Genomic DNA, 20,155 nt, shown 5'->3' with positions numbered 1-20,155 from the left:
ATGGCCATTCCCTCGCCCAAAAATCCCATTCTCTCGGCGCAAAACCTTTGCGTCGAATCGGTAGGAGCCAAGGAAAGCTTCCCGGTCCTGACCGACCTTAACTTCTCGCTGGAGCCCGGCAAGATCCTCGGCCTGGTCGGCGAATCCGGGGCCGGCAAGTCGATGATCGGCCGCACCATCTCGCAATATCTGCCGAACGGCTTTGCGGTTACCAAGGGCACGCTCGCCTTCGACGGCGAGGACCTGGTGTCGATGGCGGCGGAACGCCGCCGGAGCCTGCTCGGCCGCGAAATCGCCTTTATTCCGCAGGAGCCACTTTCTGGCCTCAACCCAGTGCTGACGGTCGGCCAGCAGATCAAGGAACACCTTCTGCGGATCGGCCTTGCCCCCGGTGAGAACTGGCGCGAGCGGGCGCTGAAGGAATTCGAATCCGTACATCTGCCGCATGGCGCGGCGCTGCTCGAAAAATACCCGCATCAGCTTTCCGGAGGCATGTGCCAGCGCATCCTGATCGCCATGGCCTTTGCCAGCCGTCCGCGGCTGCTGATTGCCGACGAACCGACCACCGCGCTGGATGTCACCATCCAGGCCCGGATCGTCAAGCTGATCGCCGAAATGCAGAAGCGCGACGGTACGGCGGTGATCTTCATCACCCACGACCTGCGCCTCGCCTCGCAGATCAGCGACGAGATCATGGTGCTTTATGCCGGCCGGCCGGCCGAGCGCGGTCCCGCCAAGCAGCTGTTCTCAGCACCGGCGCATCCCTATACGCGCTGCCTGCAGCTCGCCAATCCGACCATCACCGGCCCGCGCCGCGGCCTCTTCATCCTGCCCGAGCGTATGCCGGGCCTACGGGTGCTGAAGGAGCTGAAGGGCTGCCGTTTCGCCTCGCGCTGTCCGAACGCGATCGAGGCCTGCACCCGGACTGAGCCGCCGCTGGCCGATATCGGCCCGAACCATATCGCCGCCTGCATCCGCACCGAAAAAACACCGGACATCGTACCGCCGCCGCTGGCACCCGGCCGCGAGATCGCATCGAGCAAGATCCATCTCAATGGCGAGAAGCTCACCAAGGCCTACACGACAGCCTGGAGCCCGTTTGCCAAGCGCAGCGTCTTCAAGGCGGTCAACAGCGTCGATTTTGCGCTCGGCGAGGGTGAGTTCGTCGGCATCGTCGGCGAAAGCGGCAGCGGCAAGAGCTCGCTCGCGCGCCTTGTCGTCGGCCTCGATACGCCGACCGGCGGCAAGATCACGCTGGCCGGCCGCGACGTCACCGCCAACGGCAATGCCGACAGGGCCTATCGCCGCGAATATATCCAGATGGTCTTCCAGGACCCGCAATCGGCGCTCAACCCGCGCCGGCGGATCGGCAGCATCGTCACCCAGGCGAACGAGGCGAGCGGATTGCACAACAGCACCCGCGAGCGCATGGACCGCGCCGCCGAATTGTTGAAGGAAATCGGCCTGCCGCCGGATGCGGCGATGCGTTTTCCCTCGCAGCTTTCGGGCGGCCAGAAGCAGCGCGTCAACATCGCCCGCGCCCTTTGCACGCTACCGCGCATCCTTGTCGCCGACGAGATCGTTTCGGGCCTCGACGTCTCGGTTCAGGCCCAGCTTCTCGACCTCCTGCTGAAACTGCGTGACGAACACGGCTTCTCGATGCTGTTCATCAGCCACGACCTGTCCGTCGTTCGATATCTCTGCGATCGGGTGATGGTCATGTATCGCGGCGAGGTGGTGGAAAGCGGCCGAACGGAAACCGTGTTTGCCGATCCGCAGCACGCCTATACGCGCAGCCTGCTCGCCGCCGTGCCGCCGGACGACGTCAATGCGGAATGGTCGCCGGTGCTTGCGGAAGCCGGCTATCAGGTCGAATGATGACAATCGCCGGACGCAGATATTACAGCGGCCGGGATGTCGGCCGCGCCGTCACCATCGCCGATCTGCAGGCCATGGCGCGACGCCGCCTGCCGGCCTTCGTCACGGAATATCTCGAGGGCGGCGCCGAGGACGAATGGACGCTTCGCCGCAACCGCGAAGTCTTCTCGGAAATCGAATTTCGGCCCTCGACGCTGACCGGCGTCGGTATACCCGATCTTTCGACGACGATCTTCGGCCGCAAGATGCGGCTTCCCTTCATCGTCGCACCGACCGGCTTCAATGGCCTGTTCCAATATCAGGGAGATCGGCTGCTTGCCGAAGCCGCCGCCAAGGCGGGCGTGACCTTCACCCAGAGCACTGTCTCCAACATGCGGATCGAGGAGCTTTCCGGCATCCCCAATCTCTCCCACTGGATGCAGCTCTATGTCTTCCGCTCACAGTCCTTCATGGACGAACTGGTCGGGCGCGCCGAAAAAGCCGGCTGCCAGGCGCTGATGGTGACGACCGATGCTGCGACCTTCGGCAACCGCGAATGGGACCGCCGCAACTACCGCTCCGGCATGGACCCGACCTTCCGCCACAAGCTGGATATCCTCTGTCATCCGCGCTGGGCATTGTCGGTCATGGCACGCGGCATTCCGCCCTTCGGCAATCTGCTCGATTTTCTGCCGGCCGACCAGCAGACCTTCGCTCGCACGGCCATCTGGTCGCGCGAACAGGTGGAGCCGGACCTTCACTGGAGCCATATCCGCCGCCTGCGGAAAATCTGGAAAAAGCCGCTGATCGTCAAAGGCGTCATGACGCTCCGCGATGCCGAACTGGCCGCCGACGCGGGAGCCGATGGCATCGTCATCAGCAATCACGGCGGTCGCCAGCTTGACGGTGCGCCATCGCCGATCGCCATTCTGCCGAAGATCGCCAACAAGCTGAAGGGTAGGATCACCATCCTCGCCGACAGCGGTTTTCGCCGCGGCACGGACATCGTCAAGGCTTTGGCGCTCGGTGCCGATGCGGTGATGACCGGCCGCGCAACACTTTATGGCCTCGCAGCCGGCGGTGAGGCTGGCGCGGCCCGCGCCATCACCATCCTCGAAGAGGAAATCCGCCGCACCATGGCGCTTCTCGGCTGTCGTTCGGTCGCGAATCTCGACCGCGACCATATAAAGTTCTGAGCGGCCTCACCGTCCGTCAGGGACGATGATCTGCGTCTCCATCGGGAAGTGCGAATTGCCGCCTTCGAAGGGCGGGAAGGTCTTGAAGTCCTCGCGCATTGCAATACGGGCCGGCGACTGCAGCGCTGCCTGAAGTGCGACAGGGCTGTCGAACATCACCCGGTTGCGCTGCATGTGGTTGACCCGCTCCCAGGGCAGAAACCCGCACCAGTCGACCCGTGAAAGGACCTCGATCTTGCGGATCCCCGGAAAGGTGCGCATCACCTGCGGGTGATGGCTGACATAGTGGTGCATCCAGACGTTCAGGTCCTCGGCCGGGCCGGTATAGTGGACCACGTAGGAACAGGGATTGCCGTTCTTTTCTACATCAAGCCTGGCATCGTCGACCGGAAAGTGTCGCGCATACATGGCCTGCTGAGTGCCCTTGGCGCCGCGAATGCTCGACAGCACGCCCGAAGCCGCAAGCTGATGCAGGTGGCCGGTCGGCGCCATCGCGTCTTCCAGGTCGGTCAACTCGTTGAAATAGAGCTGCATGCCGAAGATAGGAGACTGCTCGTCCTTGTTGTACATGTCCTTGGTGACCTCAGGCGTGTAGAGGTTGGCCGTGGTCAGCCCGGGTGTCAGCTTGATGATCTCGGAGGAGGTCTCGACATCCGCCTTGCTCACGGCAAGCTGGCTTCCATCGACATTCTCGAAAAAGGCGAAATAGGCAAAACGCATGGCTCGGCTTCCTGCTTCTCTTTAAGGGACCGCAACAATTGCCGGCGGCCTCTGTTCCCCGGTCGTGGCTCACTATCGAACCGTCGGAAAGAAAAAACAAGTTTAAACCTAAACTATTTTGAGCCATGATTCAGCCACCCGGACAACCGGTCTGGACATGATTTAAGCTTCAATCTTTCCCCTTGAAACTTGCCGGATTTTCCATCACGATCCGCTTCCAGGCGCGTTGAAAGAGGATATGAGACGCCGCCGGATAGCTCTTGGGAAAGGGCCCGCTCAGGTCACTTCATCTACCAACGATCAAGAAGAATTCGCATCCGATCCGGCAGGGAAAACAGCCGCCGGTCACCAAAACAGAGGGAACGCAATCATGACCACGACCCTTTTCCGCCGCGCCTTTTTTGGCCTTGCGGGTGCCGCGGCGCTGTCCGTCGCGAGCGCCGGCTTTGCCTCCGCGGCATCGCTTGCCGTCGGCTCCTATCCGAGCAATCCGCCCTTCGAATACAAGACGGCTGCGGGTACGTTCGAGGGTTTCGAAGTCGATATCGTCAACGAAGTCGCCAAGCGTCTCGGCATGACGGTCGAAATTTCCGACCTCGGCTTCCAGGCGCTCTTTGCGGCCACCTCTTCGAAGCGTATCGATGTGGCGATCTCCTCGATCACCATCACCAAGGAACGCCTCGGCAGCCAGTCCTTCACCCAGGCCTATTATGACGCCGACATGGGCATTGCCACCCGCAAGGAAGCGACCGTTTCCAAGGTCGAAGACCTGAAGGGCAAGGTCGTCGGCGTGCTTGCCGGTTCCACCGGCGACAAGTGGGCCAAGGACAACAAGGAAAAATACGGCATCACCGACATCAAGAGCTACAATGCCCAGCAGGACCTGCTGATGGATCTCTCCGCCGGTCGTGCCGATGTGGCCGTTAGCGACGTCCCGGGCATGGAATACGCCTTCCTCAAGATGAAGGACCTCGCCGTCAAGGTGCGCATCAAGACCGGCGAACAGTACGGCCTGATGATGACCAAGGATCACCCGCTGCTGGCCAAGGCGAACGACGCGATCACCGCCATGAAGAAGGACGGCACGCTGGCCGCGATCCACAAGAAGTGGTTCGGCTCCGATCCGGCGGCCGGTTCCGCTTCCGCCGTCGAACAGCCGCTGCCGAAGCCCTGAGCCGGCTACCGATAATACACCCTAGTCATGCCGGCCGGCGACGGCCGGCTTTTTCGTGAGCGTAAAGGCACCAGGAAATGACCCTCCTCGATACATTCTTCAACCTCGGGGTTCTCGGCGACGCATTTCCAGCGCTGCTGCGCGGACTGATCAACACCTTCCTGCTCGGCGTGGCGGGCATCGGCATCGGCATTCCCATCGGGCTGGTGATCGCGCTTCTTCGCCTCTACGGACCGAAGCCGGTCCGTTATCTGACGGTTTTTTATATCGACATCTTTCGCGCCGCGCCGATGCTGGTGGTGCTGATCCTCATCTACTACGCGCTGCCGTTCGTCGGCATCCGCCTGTCCTCCTGGACGTCCGCGGGCCTTGCGTTCTCGATCGTCATGGCCGCCTATTCGGCTGAAATCTTCCGCTCCGGCATCGAGGGCATTCCGCGCGGCCAGTTCGAAGCGGCGGCGGCCCTTGGCCTGCCCTTCTTCGTCACGCTGCGCAAGGTCGTGCTGCCGCAGGCGATCCGCATCGTCATTCCGCCGATGACCAACAACTGCGTCTCTATGTTCAAGGATACGTCGCTCGCCTCAACCGTTGCGCTGCCGGAACTACTCAAGGAGGCCACGGATGCGCAGGCGCTCTATGCAAACCCGACGCCTCTGATCGGCGCCGCGCTGATCTACATCGCCTTCCTCTGGCCGATGGTGCGGCTGGTCAATCTGCTCGAACAGAGGTTCAACAAGGAAAAGAAGCGCTGACGCCGGAGACGGCGAGGCCTATTCGAAGGCGGCGCCGGAGAGGTGGTTGTTGGCGGAAGCCTTGACCGTGCCGATCTCCGACCAGAGCGCCGCAACCGCATCCGGGTCGATATCCGCCATCATGTCCTGCAGCCAGCCTTCGTGCGCCGCGGCCATCGCCGCAAACAGTGTCACACCCGCCTCGGTCAGTTTTGCCACGGTCACGCGCCGGTCGCCCTGCGGCGTAACCCGCTGAACGTAACCATCGGCTTCGAGCCTCTCGACGAGCCCGGTGACATTGCCGTTGGTGACCATGGTGCGCTTGGAAAGCTCGCCGAGACGAAGCCCGTCCTTCTCCCGATAAAGCTGCGCCATCAGGTCGAACTGCGGCAGCGTCGCGCCGAACTCGGCGCGCAGGCGGCGGCGGATTTCCTGGCTGATCAGCTTGGTGGTCGACAACATCCGCAGCCACAGGCGCAGCTCGGGCTTCGACCGCCCATGGGCGCCCTGGACGATGATCTCCAGATCGACGCCGACCGCTTCTGCTTCTACCATTTCGAATGCTGCCTCTGTAACCGATCCACCGTCTAGAAGCAGATATTTGAAATGTCAAAGGTTCGTGCTGCGACCATTATTGGGAACGGCGCTCGCCAGCCCACGTGACTGGCCCGATCATCACCCCATCATTAGCCGTCATCCGCGTCCATTATTTATTCATATGCATACATTTTCTGAAAACAGCATCAAGAACAGGCAATCTGTCGATAAGCGGATAGCTACTCATGCTTGCCCTTCACTGAGTCCGCAACGGCCTATTTCTCACGGAAGTGATCGATGTTCTTCGATAGGGATCGACCACATAAATTTGCGCGATGCAGCCTCTCCCAGTTGCTTGCATCCTCATATTTTCTGCAATAGGCTCCCTCATCGTTCAGCGGCATCCGGAGAGGAAAACCGGCTGCTGCCCGGCTTACGAAACCGGTCAATTCAAGGGGAACCCGGCACTATGTCTTCCAGCACGCTCACCAGTCTCGCTTCCGCTCTTCTCTCCGGCTCGGTCAAGGTCGTCGACCTGACGGCGCCGCTCGGGCCGGATACTCCCGTTCTTTACCTGCCGCCTCAGTTCGGCAAGAACACGCCGAAAGTCGCCGTCCACACGATCTCCGAATACAACGAGGACGGTCCGTTCTGGGCCTGGAACTGGCTGGAACTCGGTGAGCACACCGGCACCCATTTCGATGCGCCCTGTCATTGGGTTACAGGCAAGGACAAACCGAACAACACGACCGACACCATCCCGCCGCAGAATTTCGTGGCGCCGGTCAATGTCATCGACCGTTCCAAGGAATCCGCCGAAAACCCGGATTATCTGCTGACCGTCGACAGCATCAAGGAATGGGAAGCCGAGCATGGCGCGATCGAGGCCGGCAGTTGGGTGCTGATGCGCTCCGACTGGTACAAGCGCAACGGATCCACCGAAACTTTCCTGAACGCAGACGAGAACGGCCCGCACTCTCCCGGCCCGACCGCCGAAGCGATCCAATACCTGATTTCGAAGGACATTATCGGCTGGGGCCAGGAAACCATCGGCACCGACGCCGGTTCGGCCGGCGGCATGAACCCGCCCTTCCCGGCCCACAACCTCATGCACGGCGCCGGCAAATATGGCCTCGCATCGCTGTCGAACCTCGATCAGCTGCCACCGAAGGGCGCCGTGCTGATCGCCGCTCCGCTGAAGCTCGTCAAGGGCACAGGCTCACCGGTCCGCGCCCTTGCGCTGATCTCCTGATCCGATCGAAGGGCCGGACCGGAAGGTTCCGGCCCTTTCCGTATCCAGCAGGAAGACGGGCGGCATGGCGGATTTCGACTACATCATCGTCGGCAGCGGCATCAACGCGCTCGTCGCCGCCGCCATGCTCGGCAAGAAGGGCAAAAAGGTCCTCGTTCTGGAGCGCAGCGACCGCATCGGTGGCTGCCTGCACACCGATGAAATCACCGAGCCCGGCTTTGTCCACGACGTGATGGCCACCACCATGGTGCTGTTCCTGACCTCGCCCGCCTACGGCGCGCTCGGCAAGGATCTTGAAGCCCGCGGCCTCGAATTCGCCCATGCCTACCTGCCGACCGGCGTGCTGTGCCCGGACGGCTCCTCCGTCATCTTCTCAAAAGATCGCCAACGCAATATCGCAACCTTCGAGGCCCTCGCAGCCGGCGACGGCAAGACGTTCGACAAGGAAATGAATGCGCTTGGCACCGATGCGGCCTTCCTGTTCTCTCTGCTCGGCGGCGCACTCTGGTCCGGCACGACGCTGAAAACGGTCGCCAGACAGGGATGGGGCAAGGGCCTGCGCCAACTCGCTGCCTGGTTCGGCGATGCACTGACACCAGCGCGCGGTTATCTCGAAACCACCTACAAGTCGGAAGGCGCTCACGCACTCTGGGCGCCCTGGGTCCTGCATTGCGGCCTGGCGCCGGAAAGCGCCTATTCGGCCGAAATGGTCAAGGTCATCGGTTTTGCTATCGAACTCGCCGGCTGCCCGATCGTCAAGGGCGGCGCGGCTAACCTCGTCACCGCCTTCGAACGGCTGATCACGGATCAGAGCGGCGCGATCCGCACTGGCGCGGATGTCGAACGTATCCTTCCCGGTCCGGATAACAAGGCTGCCGGCGTGCGGCTTGCAGGCGGCGAGACGATCCACGCCGCATCCGGCGTCGTCTGCTCCACGACGCCGAACCAGATCTATGACCGGCTGCTGAAGGACTGGCCGCAGCCCGCCCCCGCCGACGTAAAGGAAAACGTCGCACGCTACCGTTATGGCAAAGGCAACATGCAGATCCATTACGCCCTCTCCGCTCCGCCGCGCTGGAAGGGCGACCCGGAGCTCGCCAAAGTGGCGCTGCTTCACCTGACATCCGGTCTCGACGGCGTCTCACGTGCCACCAACGAATGCGAACGCGGACTGCTGCCCGCCGAGCCGACCGTCTGCGTCGGCCAGCCCGTCAGCTTCGATCCGTCGCGCGCGCCGGACGGCAAGTCGATACTCTGGCTGCAGCTTCCCGAAGCGCCGCGCTTCATCAAGGGCGATGCGGCCGGTGAGATCGCTACACCTGCCGACGGCCGTTGGACCGATGAGCTGCGCGAACTTTATGCCGATCGCATCGAGGCTCTGCTTTCCCGCCACATCGAGAATTTTGCCGAGATAAAACTCGCCCGCCGAGCCTATTCTCCGGCCGATCTGGAGGCGATGAACGTGAATCTCGTCGGCGGCGATCCCTATGGCGGCTTCTGCGGGCTCGACCAGTTTTTCCTCTGGCGGCCCTTCAAGTCGTCTGTTAACCACCGCACCCACGTGCCGGGCCTTTATCATATCGGCGCCTCGACCCATCCGGGACCGGGGCTTGCTGGCGGCTCGGGCTTTCTGCTCGCATCGTCGTTGCGTTGAAACGACGTGGTCTAGGAGACATGGATTTCATGGCGGAACGGTTTTCAGGTGTGGTGCTGCGCTGGCACCAGGAAGGCGATCAGGAAAATCGGCCGACCATGGGCGAGATCGGCCTCAACCATTTCGCACCCTATCTGATGAACCGCATCATTTCCCGCTGGAATTCCAACATGGCGGAGGAGTTGCGCGAATACGACTTGTCGACGGCCAAGATGCGCACGCTTGCGGTCCTCAGCGTCTCTGCTTCGCTCACGATCAACGAGCTTTCCGTCTTCGCCGTCATCGAACAATCGACCATGAGCCGCACGCTCGATTCCCTCGAAGACCAGGGTTACATCCGCCGCACGCCGCGTGCCGAGGACATGCGCATCCGTGATGTGACGATCACCGAGGAAGGCCGTGCCGCCTTTGGGCGCTTCTGGCCGACCATGTACGATTCACTGCTGCGGATGTTCGACGGCATCGACGAGGAAGAATACCGCGCCTTCACGGGCACGCTGCACAAGATCCTCCTCAACATCCGCAAGCACGAGATCTGACCGGTCTATTTCGAAAGCCGGGTCTGCAGGCTGTCGCGGATGCGTTTGCCGAGCGCCTGATAGTTCTCGTCGAAATGATGTCCGCCCTCGATCGGCACCACCTCGACGCCTTTGGTCTTCAACGTCGGGCAGGGATCGTCGTCCTCATCGGTGCCGTAGACGCATTGGATGAGCTTCGGATCGATCCTGACGATGTCGGTCATCGGATCGCCTCCCTTTCCGTCGCTTGCGACGCCGAGCCACCCGGTCACGGAAATTTCGTAATCCACCTTGTTCGACAGGCCGAGCAGCGTGATCTGCTTCACTCGCACCCGGTCTGCCGCCGGCAGGAGGTTGTAGGCGGCTGGCAGCACATCGGCGCCAAACGAATAGCCGACCAGCAAGACGTTCTGAACGTCCCATTGCCGGCGATAATATTCGATGATCTTCGCCAGATCGTCCGCAGTCGCCTGCGGCGTGCGTTCGGACCAGAAATATCGCAGCGAATCCAGCCCTATCGTCGGGATTCCCTGCGACTGCAGATAACCTCCCACTTCGCTGTCGAGGTCGCGCCACCCGCCATCGCCGGAGAAGATCACCGCCATCGTGTTCATCGCCGGCTTGGCTTGAAGCACGTTCAGCGGCAGGTCGAGCGGCTGGCTTGTACGGCCGGTAACCGCGATGCGTGCGGCAAGCGCCTGCGAGAGCGCCACATCGGAAGTCTCGTCCGAATTGCTGAGCTCGACCTCGGGGTGATCCTGTTTCAGGCGAAGGCCATGTGCCTTGCCGGCTGCATCGGCTGTAGCGGTGGAAATGATCGTCACCGCGGCCGGCAGAGCACCGTCGTCAAAACCATAAACGATGCGATCGCCGACTTTCTGCTTGGAGGCCGGCGTGCAGAGTTCCTTCGCAAGCGGGATGCCTGCCAGCGGATCAACGGCAATGGCCTCGTCGATCGTCGCATTCGGGCTCTGGGAGATCATCGCAAGCGCCAAGGCGCCGCCCTCGCCGATGCCGGCGACGATCGGGTGACGATATTGCGGATTGCCGATCCGCCGCTGCACCTGCTGCGAGACGTCCTCGATATCGGAAACCATGTAGATGCATTCGCCGTCATCGGCGCCGAGCGACTTGATATAGGAGGGGAAATCGATGCCGACCACGGCCGCACCCGCGGCAAGCAGCTTCTGCGCCTCGGTATCCTCCCGCGCCCCCCAACCCTGCCCGCCGGAAATCAGGAAAACGATGCCTTCGAGCTCGCTGCCATTGTTCGGCACGAGGATACGCGGCTGCGGGACCAGGCCTGTATGATAGTCCTGCTGATCCTGGGCGGCGACCGGCAAGGCGCCACACAGCAGAGCGGCAAGCGCGACAAAAAAAGAACGCAGAAACATCATTTACCAACCACTCCTCTCAAGCCGCCACCGATCAGGAGCGTTGCGTCCATCATCACGATGGCGGGGCTGACGCCCCCTGCCACAGCCAGATAACGCGGCTCCCAGGCGGGATGGAACTTCGACTTGAAGGCTTTCAACCCTTTGAAATTGTAGAACCGTTCGCCATGCTCGAAAACAACGCTGCCGATCCGGTCCCAGGCGAGCGCAGCCTCGCGTGTGGACATGCCGGACAGCGGAGCCATGCCGAGATTGAAATGTCTATAACCGGCATCGCGAAGATATTCCATGATCTTCACGAACAGGAAATCCATCGAGCCTTTCGGCGCATCCGGCATAAAGCGCATCAAGTCGACGGTACCTTCTTGCTTCGTATCGGTGAGCGACAGTGTCGCGAAAGCGACGATGCGGCCGTCCTTCCTGAGGATCGCGACCGGCTGGGCGCTTACATAATCATCCCGGAAAGCTCCGAGCGAAAAAGTCTTCTCACGGGTATTGTGATCTTCCAGCCAAGCATCCGACACGCACCGGAGTTCTTCGACATGCGCCATCACGTCCGGCTGCTCGATGACGGAAAACTCCAGCCCTTCGCGTGCACCCTTGTTGACGGCTTGGCGAAGCCCGGCCAGCCGACTGCCCTTGAGGTCGAAGCGGGACAGGTCGACGATCGCCAATTCACCGAGCTTGAAGGCCCTCAGCCCAGCATCGGCGCAATGAGAAAGAAGGCCGGGCGAAATCTGATAGAGCACGGCGCGACCACCCTGGGCGCGAGCTTCCTCGACGAAACGCCAGACGAGATCCGCCATCTCCTCCTGCGGTCCGACCGGATCGAAAAGCGCGATCCAGGAACGGCCCTGGATGCCGTACATGAGAAAAGCATTGCCGCTCTCGGAGAACATCAGCCGCTTGTCGCCCATCCGCACAAGGTTGGCGTCGGCGTTGTCGTGAGCCATGACGAGTTGGATTGCCCGCTCCAGATCGTCCGCCGTGGACAGCGCCGAACGTCGGGCCGCCGGCCGCAGGAGGCTGAACAGGGAGATCGCGGCGGCGAAAATCGCAAGGCCAAGGACCGCGCGCAATCCGCGCGGCGCTTCCTCGGAAAATTCGAACTGCCACCAGAGTTCACGGCTGTAGTCCACTTCGCGATAGACGAACAGCAGCACCGTGATCGCTGCGGCGACGACGATGAGCATGGCGGCGATCCAGCTCGGCGACAACACCTGTCCGAACAGCGATGCCCGACGCTTGAACTGTCTGGCGCTGAGGAACAGCCCGATCAGCAGGACGATCAGGAACGATGCCTCGAAAAGCGCGAGTGCCCGCATGAAGGCCAAAACCAGCGCCAAGGCGGTGCAGACCATGGCGGCCCACCATGCACCGTCCAGCCGCTGGCCGATACCGCGCGCCGTGATGAACAGCAGAAGGCCTAAAATGCTGGAAAGGAAATGCGCGCCTTCGAACACCGGCAGCGGCAGGTAGTTGCCCAGGAAATTGATATCGGAATCCGGCGTCGGCGTCACGCTTGAGAAGATCAGCATGGCGCCGGCGATCATCGAGAACGTCGCCAGAAGCGGCGGCGCGAGCCGGAATTCGAGCTTGCGAAGCGTCGAGGCGACGGGGTGATGGGCAAGCTGGCGAACTTCGACGCCAATCACCATCAGCGTAGCGATGAGCAGCGGCAGGACGTGATAGATAACGCGGTAGAGAACGAGACTGCCGAGCACTTCGTCGATGCTGACCCGATTGCCGAGTGCCGCTACGATCACCGTCTCGAAGACGCCGAGACCGGCTGGCACATGGCTGAGGACACCCAGGCCCACGGCAGTTGCATAGATCGCCAGGAAGGACGGCCAGCCAATTTCGGTCTGCGGCAGGAGCACGTAGAGAACCGAGGCCGAGGCAGCAATGTCGAGCGCGGTGATCAGGAACTGTTGCGATGACGTACGGCTATCTGGCAACCGGATGTTGAGGCTTCCGACAGAGACGGTTCGTCCGTCTCGCCCGAGGATCAGGACGGCGGTGAGCACGATGATGATCACGATTGCGCCGGCGCGTACCCAATCGCCGTCGATATCGAGGATAGCGCCGATCCTCGGCGCGGTCACCAGCGATGCGAGCGCCGTGACCGCCAGCAGCCCGATGCCGAAGGCAAGTGTCACGAATGCGATGACGCGACCGATATCGTCCGGCGAAAGCCCCAGGCGCGAATAGGCGCGGAACCGAATGGCGCCGCCGCTCAGAGCTCCAAAGCCGGCCGTGTTGCCGACCGCGTAAGCGCTGAAGGCCGTTATCGCGACGGGCACGAACGGCAACGACCGGCCGATATAGGTGATCGCGTTGACGTCGTATCCGACCAGCGCCGCGAAACTCAGGGCCGTGAAGAAAACCGCAAGGCCGATCGAGGATAAACGCGTGTTGGCGAGCGCCTCGATAACATCGTCATAGCTGACCTCTGTCGTGAGGTTGTAGATCGCAAAAGTCGTGAACGCGAAAACCGCCAGCGCCGCAGCGGCGATGAGGTAAGGACGGTACGTCTCAAGAATGTCTCGAAAGCGACTTGGCTGACGATCCGTGGATTCCATGTGGGCTGCCGGTGCTTGCAAAAACTGGGTGTCTAGACTTCGGTCAGATGCGCAGCAAAAGCAACGGGATCGCGGCTATAATGTGTCTTTATCCTTAAAACCTAAAGCGTAGAGACCGTCTTCAACGCGCCGTCGAGAGCAATGCCGCTTTCGTCCAGAAGAGCTGCCTGGCGCAGGCGCTTCATCCAGGCAGCACCGTCTTCGCGGTCCGCCAAGGTCGTCAGCGCCGACATCACCCGGTCGAACTTCGAAAGCCCACGCGCATGGGTGTCGGAATAACCCTTCACCAGGCGGCGGTTGTTGATCACCTCGACCGCGAGATCGTAATTTCTCGGAAGAAGCGACATCGCGGTATTGAGCCAGGCCTCACGGTGTTCGGTCTCGCGCAAGTGCCGGAGCGTGCCACGGCGGGTGCGCCGCAACGCTGCCAGCGTATAAAGCGTCAGGAACCAGAAGAGCGTGCCGGTCTGCACGCGACGGCCCTTGTTGATGCGGCGATCGAGCCAGGCAAAGACCTTCGGGCGGTTTTCGACCCAGAGACCGAGCCGCTTCGGCATGGTTCCCACGACCTCTTCCATGCGCGGATGCATGTATTCGGTCATGTAGAGGATTTGGTCCTGCTTGACGCCGACCTCCCTGGCGACCCGATTGAAGCGGGTGCCACGGGTCTTGAGGTCCGCGACGCGGATGACATCGTCATAGGCCATGGCGACGGCGACGTATTTCGCCGACTGGACGGTGAAAGCATAATCGTGCTCGCCGCCGCCATTGGCACGATCGAGGGCATGAAGTTTGCCAACCCGATCGAGATATTCGCTGGCATAGGCCGGATCCTGGAAATCCGTGAGCTTCTTGACGCCTGCAAACAGCAGCGGCCAGGCGACCTCCGGAAATTCTGCGCGCATGCGATGGACGAGACGATCGAGATCCGGATGGCCAGCGGTTTCCGGCATCGTATCGAAACGCTTCGGCGCCATCGCGACTACTTCGTCGCGCGGCTTGGCTTTCGCCCGCTCGTAGGCGGCATTGAAAGCCCTGAGGCTGGGTTCGATGCCCTTGCCGCCGCCGCGAATTATCGCCTCGAAGGCTTCCTTCGGGAAAGGCAGCACGTCGGCCGCTGCAAGCGCGCCGAACATCGAGGCGGAAATCACGCTGCCGTTTTTCGTCGCCAGCGTATCCATGTCGAAGGCGATGGTGCGCCTGGCGGCGAAATCGGTCGCGCCGACCACTACGGTCGGATCCCCGATACCATCGCCCGGCTTTTCCTTCTCGCCGACCGCAAAGGAACGGTGCGTCGAGGCGATCAGCGTGGTCTTGTCCGGCGTCACCAGACCGCGCAGCACGGAGCGTCCGGCTTCCATCAGCTCGGCGGCCAGCACGATGTCAACGTCGCCCGGAGTCGGCATCAGCGAGAAGATCGGCGACACGCCGTCGCGGGCGGGCAACATCTCGATGTAATAGATCGTCGCGCCGGTGCGCTGGGCAACGCCCGGCACCGATGTCGACTGCGCCATCCAGTCCTGCTCTTCGGCAAGGCCGACGATCCAATCGGCCAGCACGCCGCCGCCCTGGCCGCCCATGGCCATGATCGCCAACGTCAGCGGCTTGTCGGAAGCATGGAGCGTCTTGAGGTTCACGGTCTCGTTCATCGATCAAACCTCTGCAAAAACGACGCGGCCGGCGGCACGGCGGGCCTGCAGCCAGCCGATCACCGAGCTACGGAATTTCGAGAGGAACTTGTCCCAGCCGGTCGGATTGTGGATGATATCGGCGCGATAGAACGACGGACAGAGAACGGCGGCTTCCGAAACCTCACCGCAATTGCCGCAGCCGACGCAGCTGTTGTCGATCGCCGCGACCGGATCGTCCTTCAGCGGATCATCCGTATGCTTCACCGATAGCGACGGGCAGCCGGAAAGCCGGATGCAGGCGTGATCGCCGGTGCAGACGTCCTCGTCCACCCCGAAGCGCTCCTTCACCATCCGCTTGCCGTCCTTGACCGCCTGATTGAACTGCGGCTTCACGCGGCGCTGCTTGTTCAGCATACATTCGGAAGAGGCGACGATGATCTTCGGGCCTTTCTCCTTGCTCGTCAGCGCTTCCTTCAGCGTGTCGCGCATCTTGGCGACGTCATAGGTGCGGTCGATCTGGCGCACCCAGGTGGCCCCGATGCCCTTCACCGCATTGACGATCGAATTGTTGGTCTTGCGGTTCGGGTTGATGGCGCGGGAGGAGAGAATGTCCTGCCCACCGGTCGCCGCGGAATAGAAGTTGTCGACGACGAGGATGACGCCGTCCTGTTTGTTGAACACCGCATTGCCGACCGAGGTTGCCAGGCCGTTGTGCCAGAAACCGCCATCGCCCATGACCGCGATCGAGCGCTTGTCCGCCTCGACATTGAAGGCGGAAGCGGAAGCAGGACCAAGACCATAGCCCATCGTCGTGCCGCCTATATTGAAGGGCGGCAGGATCGAGAACAGGTGACAGCCGATATCCGCCGAGACGTGGTGTTCGCCGAGTTCCTTTTCGACCAGCTTCATGGCCGCAAAGATCGGCCGCTCCGGGCAACCGGTGCAGAAGCCGGCGGGACGCTGTGGCACGACTTCGGCCAGCGCCTTCACCTTCGGATCGTTGAGGACATCGCTCGGATCCGGCACCGGCGGCTGGTTGCCGAGCAGCAGGCGATCGTACATCTCGATGAAGGTCTTCAGCCCCTTCATCATCACTGGCGCGGTATATTCACCGCCAAGCGGGAGAATGTCCTTGCCGTGCAGGCGGGTCTGGATATCGCGGCGGCGCATCAGCGTGTGGAGCGACTGCTCGACATATTCCGGCGCGCCCTCTTCCACCATGATCACGGCCTTCTTGCCGAGACAGAAATCGATCACTTCGTCGTCGATCGTCGGATAGGCGACGTTCATCACATAGATCGGCACCGACGAATTGCCGTAGACATCGGCGAGGCCCAGCTGCTGCAGGCCACGCATGACGCCGTTGTAGAGACCGCCAAGCGTGATGATGCCGATCTCGCCTTCTTCTGGGCCGAAGAACTCGTTGAGCTTCCTTTCCTTGATGAAGTTGACGGCAGCCGGCCAGCGGCGCTCCAGCTTGTCCTTCTCCTGCCCGAAATTCGCCGGCGGCAGGACGATGCGGTTAACGTCGCGGACCGGGTTTTCCAGCGCCTGCCGAAGCGTGAATTTTGGCCGCTGGTTATCCTTGGCGACGAACTGGCCATGCACGTGACAGGCGCGGATGCGTACCTCCAGCATGACAGGGGTGTTGGAGGCTTCCGAAAGCTGGAAGCCATCTTCCACGGCCTGAACCATCGCCGACAGGTTGGGACGCGGGTCGAGAAGCCACATCTGCGACTTCATCGCGAACGCATGGCTGCGTTCCTGCATGATCGAAGAGCCTTCGCCGAAATCCTCGCCGAGGATGATCAGCGCGCCGCCATTGACGCCGCCGGAGGACAGGTTGGAGAGCGCGTCCGACGCGACATTGGTGCCGGCCGTCGATTTCCATGTCACGGCTCCGCGTACCGGATACATGACCGAGGCAGAGAGCATCGCCGCCGCTGCCGCTTCCGAGGCCGAGGTCTCGAAATGGACTCCGAGATCCTCCATGATGTCCTTGGCATCGGCCAGCACGTCCATCAGGTGCGAGATCGGCGAACCCTGGTAGCCGCCGACATAGGAAACGCCGGATTGCAGCAGCGCCTTGGTGATGGCGAGAATGCCTTCCCCACGAAAAATCTCGCCTTCTCCAAGCTTGAGATCCTCGACTTCGCGCGCAAAAGATCGCTCGGCCATGGCACTTCCCCTTCGCCTTGTCGGCTTCAATCCATAATCATTTGCAAAAGCATATTTTCGGCGCCGGCCATTTGTCAATTCACAAATGCCGGCGGAACGGCAAGTCTTGCTTCATTCGAACATCGAGCAGGACAGAGGAGCGCGCAACAGGGGTCATTATATATGCAAATGCATATTATTCGGCCGATCCAGTATGAAAACTGCCGGAGCCGCCGCAAATCCGCTTGACGGGTCGATCAAACGCCATATAGTTTAAACTTAAAATAATGAGCGACTGAACATCAGGAGGACTTGGATATGCGCATCGTCTGTATCGGTGGCGGCCCGGCCGGTCTCTATTTCGCGCTCCTGATGAAGAAGCTGCATCCCGAGCACTCCATTTCCGTCGTCGAACGCAACAAGCCCTACGACACGTTCGGCTGGGGCGTGGTCTTCTCCGACGCCACCATGGTATCGATGAAGGCCTGGGACCCGGAAAGTGCGGCCGAAATCGAGGACGCCTTCAATCACTGGGACGATATCGAGCTGCTGTTCAAGGGCACGCGCCAGCGCACCTCCGGCCACGGCTTTGTCGGCATCGGCCGCAAGAAGCTCTTGAACATCCTGCAGCGCCGCTGCGAGGCGCTCGGCGTCGAGCTTGTTTTTGAAACCGATTCCAACGGCGATGTCGACTATCCGGATGCGGACCTGATCATCGCGTCGGACGGCTTCAACTCGAAGATCCGCAACCGTTATCCGGAGGTCTTCGAACCGGATCTCGTCGTGCGTCCGAACCGCTATATCTGGCTCGGCACAAACAAGCTGTTCGACGCCTTCACCTTCGACTTCCGCAAGACGGATCACGGCTGGTTCCAGGCCCATATCTACAAGTTCGACGACAAGACCTCGACCTTCATCGTCGAAACGACGGAAGAAGCTTACGAAAAGCACGGCCTTGGTCAGATGGACCAGCAGGGCTCGATCGATTTCTGCCAGGACCTGTTCTCGGAAGTCCTCGAGGGCTCCGAGCTGATGACCAATGCCCGGCATCTGCGCGGCAGCGCCTGGCTGAACTTCAACCGCCTGATCTGCGGCAAGTGGAGCCATTTCAACGGCAACTCGCATGTCGTGCTGATGGGCGACGCCGCCCATACCGCCCATTTTGCCATCGGCTCCGGCACCAAGCTCGCGATCGACGACGCGATCGAGCTCAGCAACCAGTTCAACAAGCTCGGCCATTCCAAAGACAAGATCCCGGAAGTCCTCGAAACCTACGAGGAAATCCGCCGCGTCGACGTCGCCCGCATCCAGAATGCCGCCCGCAACGCCATGGAATGGTTCGAAGTGGTCGGCCAGCGTTACGCCGATACGCTGGAGCCGGAACAGTTCATGTATTCGATGCTGACCCGCTCGCAGCGCATCAGCCACGAAAACCTGCGCCTGCGCGACCCAAAATGGCTGGAAGGTTATGAGCGCTGGTTCGCCAGGAAAAACGGTATCGACGTGACCGGCAACGGCCGCACCCTGCCGCCGATGTTCACGCCCTATTCGCTGCGCGAAACCCATCTGCCGAACCGCATCGTCATGTCGCCGATGGCCATGTACTCTGCCAAGGACGGGTTGCTGGACGATTTCCATCTGGTCCATCTCGGCTCCCGTGCCCTCGGCGGCGCCGGCCTCGTGTTTGGGGAAATGACCTGCGTCTCGCCGGACGCCCGCATCACTCCCGGCTGCCTCGGCCTCTGGAACGAAGAACAGGCGGCCGCCTGGAAACGCTTCGTCACCTTCGTGCATGACAATTCCGCCGCCAAGGTCGGCATTCAGCTGGGACACGCCGGCCGCAAGGGTTCGACCAAGGTCGCCTGGGAAGGCATCGACCAGCCGGTCGAGGAAGGTGGCTGGCTACTGATCTCTGCTTCGGCACTGCCCTACCTCAAGACCAGCCAGGTTCCCAAGGCGATGGACCGCGCCGACATGGATCGTGTCATCGCCGATCACGTCCGCTCAGCGAAATTCGCGGCTGAAGCCGGTGCCGACTGGTTGGAGCTGCACTGCGCCCACGGTTATCTTCTGTCGAGCTTCCTGTCGCCGCTCACCAACATCCGCGCCGACGAATACGGCGGCAGCCACGAAAACCTCGCGCGTTATCCGCTGGAAGTCTTCAAGGCGATCCGCGCGGTCTGGCCGGCAAACAAGCCGATTTCCGTGCGTCTCTCCTGCCATGACTGGTTCGAAGGCGGAAACACGCCGGAAGACGCGGCGATCTACGCGCAGATGTTCAAGGATGCCGGTGCCGACCTGATCGACTGCTCGTCCGGCCAGGTGTGGAAGGAAGAAAAGCCGGTCTATGGCCGCCTGTTCCAGACCCCCTTCTCCGACAAGATCCGCAACGAGATCGGTATCCCGACCATCGCCGTCGGCGCGATTTCGGAGGCCGATCATGCGAACTCGATCATCGCCGCCGGCCGCGCCGATCTCTGCGCCGTCGCCCGCCCGCATCTCGCCGATCCGGCCTGGGTTCTTCACGAGGCGGCCAAGATAGGCTTGACGGACATTCCCTGGCCAAAACAGTATTATTCCGGCAAGGCGCAATACGAGACCAACCTCGCGCGTGCTGCGGCCGCCGTTGCCCCTCCGGCCGTCGGCCCGGCGGCGGCGAAATAAGGAACGCATCATGAGCGAAGCGCCCTCAGCCAGACTTGCCAGTGCCAGACTTGCCGACCGTCACGCCCTCGTCACCGGTGCGGGCTCG

The 20,155-nt window shown here is 61.7% G+C and carries 14 protein-coding genes; 8 read left to right on the top strand and 6 right to left on the bottom strand.

Annotated elements, in window-relative coordinates; translation table 11 throughout:
• Together MOV63_RS24540 and MOV63_RS24535 are read left to right on the top strand one after the other, a co-directional pair.
• Positions 1 to 1,878, top strand: coding sequence for an ABC transporter ATP-binding protein (locus tag MOV63_RS24540; RefSeq protein ID WP_247037819.1), 1,878 nt, complete (start codon positions 1 to 3; stop codon positions 1,876 to 1,878).
• Positions 1,875 to 3,053: an alpha-hydroxy acid oxidase gene (locus tag MOV63_RS24535; RefSeq protein WP_247037817.1), complete on the top strand. Its 1,179-nt coding sequence runs from the start codon at positions 1,875 to 1,877 to the stop codon at positions 3,051 to 3,053. The genes MOV63_RS24540 and MOV63_RS24535 overlap by 4 nt, the downstream gene beginning before the upstream one ends.
• A 6-nt stretch (positions 3,054 to 3,059) precedes the next feature.
• On the opposite strand, the gene MOV63_RS24530 is transcribed toward MOV63_RS24535, so the two are convergent.
• A complete protein-coding gene (locus tag MOV63_RS24530; protein WP_247037815.1) occupies positions 3,060 to 3,773 on the bottom strand; it encodes a hypothetical protein in 714 nt (237 codons plus the stop codon).
• A gap of 370 nt (positions 3,774 to 4,143) precedes the next feature.
• On the opposite strand from MOV63_RS24530, the gene MOV63_RS24525 reads away from it, so the two are divergent.
• Together MOV63_RS24525 and MOV63_RS24520 are read left to right on the top strand one after the other, a co-directional pair.
• Entirely contained in the window at positions 4,144 to 4,947 is an 804-nt protein-coding gene (locus tag MOV63_RS24525) for an ABC transporter substrate-binding protein (RefSeq protein ID WP_038546958.1), read from the top strand.
• A gap of 77 nt (positions 4,948 to 5,024) precedes the next feature.
• Complete coding sequence (locus tag MOV63_RS24520) at positions 5,025 to 5,699, top strand: amino acid ABC transporter permease (RefSeq protein ID WP_046665284.1); 675 nt, start codon at positions 5,025 to 5,027, stop codon at positions 5,697 to 5,699.
• Between the two features lie 18 nt (positions 5,700 to 5,717).
• Here MOV63_RS24520 and MOV63_RS24515 read toward each other — a convergent pair whose 3' ends face one another.
• The gene (locus MOV63_RS24515) at positions 5,718 to 6,233 is read right to left on the bottom strand and encodes a MarR family winged helix-turn-helix transcriptional regulator (protein WP_038546963.1); all 516 of its coding nucleotides are present in this window, start codon (positions 6,231 to 6,233) and stop codon (positions 5,718 to 5,720) included.
• A gap of 451 nt (positions 6,234 to 6,684) precedes the next feature.
• Here MOV63_RS24515 and MOV63_RS24510 point away from each other — a divergent pair, with 451 nt between their 5' ends.
• The 3 genes from MOV63_RS24510 to MOV63_RS24500 all read left to right on the top strand — a co-directional run bounded on the left by MOV63_RS24510 (position 6,685) and on the right by MOV63_RS24500 (position 9,660).
• Positions 6,685 to 7,467, top strand: a complete 783-nt coding sequence (locus tag MOV63_RS24510; protein WP_038546964.1) for a cyclase family protein — start codon at positions 6,685 to 6,687, stop codon at positions 7,465 to 7,467.
• Positions 7,468 to 7,531: 64 nt separating this feature from the next.
• The gene (locus MOV63_RS24505; protein ID WP_247037813.1) at positions 7,532 to 9,121 is read left to right on the top strand and encodes an NAD(P)/FAD-dependent oxidoreductase; all 1,590 of its coding nucleotides are present in this window, start codon (positions 7,532 to 7,534) and stop codon (positions 9,119 to 9,121) included.
• 29 nt (positions 9,122 to 9,150) lie between these two features.
• Positions 9,151 to 9,660, top strand: a complete 510-nt coding sequence (locus MOV63_RS24500) for a MarR family winged helix-turn-helix transcriptional regulator (protein ID WP_038549831.1) — start codon at positions 9,151 to 9,153, stop codon at positions 9,658 to 9,660.
• Between the two features lie 5 nt (positions 9,661 to 9,665).
• Here MOV63_RS24500 and MOV63_RS24495 read toward each other — a convergent pair whose 3' ends face one another.
• The 4 genes from MOV63_RS24495 to MOV63_RS24480 all read right to left on the bottom strand — a co-directional run bounded on the left by MOV63_RS24495 (position 9,666) and on the right by MOV63_RS24480 (position 17,424).
• Positions 9,666 to 11,036, bottom strand: a complete 1,371-nt coding sequence (locus tag MOV63_RS24495; protein ID WP_247037811.1) for an AcvB/VirJ family lysyl-phosphatidylglycerol hydrolase — start codon at positions 11,034 to 11,036, stop codon at positions 9,666 to 9,668.
• A complete protein-coding gene (mprF, locus tag MOV63_RS24490) occupies positions 11,033 to 13,615 on the bottom strand; it encodes a bifunctional lysylphosphatidylglycerol flippase/synthetase MprF (protein ID WP_247037809.1) in 2,583 nt (860 codons plus the stop codon). Before mprF ends, MOV63_RS24495 begins: the two co-directional genes overlap by 4 nt.
• Before the next feature lie 101 nt (positions 13,616 to 13,716).
• Positions 13,717 to 15,264: an indolepyruvate oxidoreductase subunit beta family protein gene (locus MOV63_RS24485; RefSeq protein WP_247037807.1), complete on the bottom strand. Its 1,548-nt coding sequence runs from the start codon at positions 15,262 to 15,264 to the stop codon at positions 13,717 to 13,719.
• Positions 15,265 to 15,267: 3 nt separating this feature from the next.
• A complete protein-coding gene (locus tag MOV63_RS24480; RefSeq protein ID WP_247037805.1) occupies positions 15,268 to 17,424 on the bottom strand; it encodes an indolepyruvate ferredoxin oxidoreductase subunit alpha in 2,157 nt (718 codons plus the stop codon).
• Positions 17,425 to 17,721: 297 nt separating this feature from the next.
• Here MOV63_RS24480 and MOV63_RS24475 point away from each other — a divergent pair, with 297 nt between their 5' ends.
• Positions 17,722 to 20,067 (top strand): bifunctional salicylyl-CoA 5-hydroxylase/oxidoreductase, encoded by a 2,346-nt coding sequence (locus MOV63_RS24475; protein ID WP_247037803.1) that lies wholly within the window; start codon positions 17,722 to 17,724, stop codon positions 20,065 to 20,067.
• Positions 20,068 to 20,155 lie beyond the last annotated feature (88 nt).

The sequence above is a fragment of the Neorhizobium sp. SHOUNA12A genome (genome assembly GCF_023006505.1).
GTDB lineage: Bacteria > Pseudomonadota > Alphaproteobacteria > Rhizobiales > Rhizobiaceae > Neorhizobium.
Note: the sequence above shows the minus strand (reverse complement) of the source record. Positions and strands in the feature narration are given on the sequence as shown.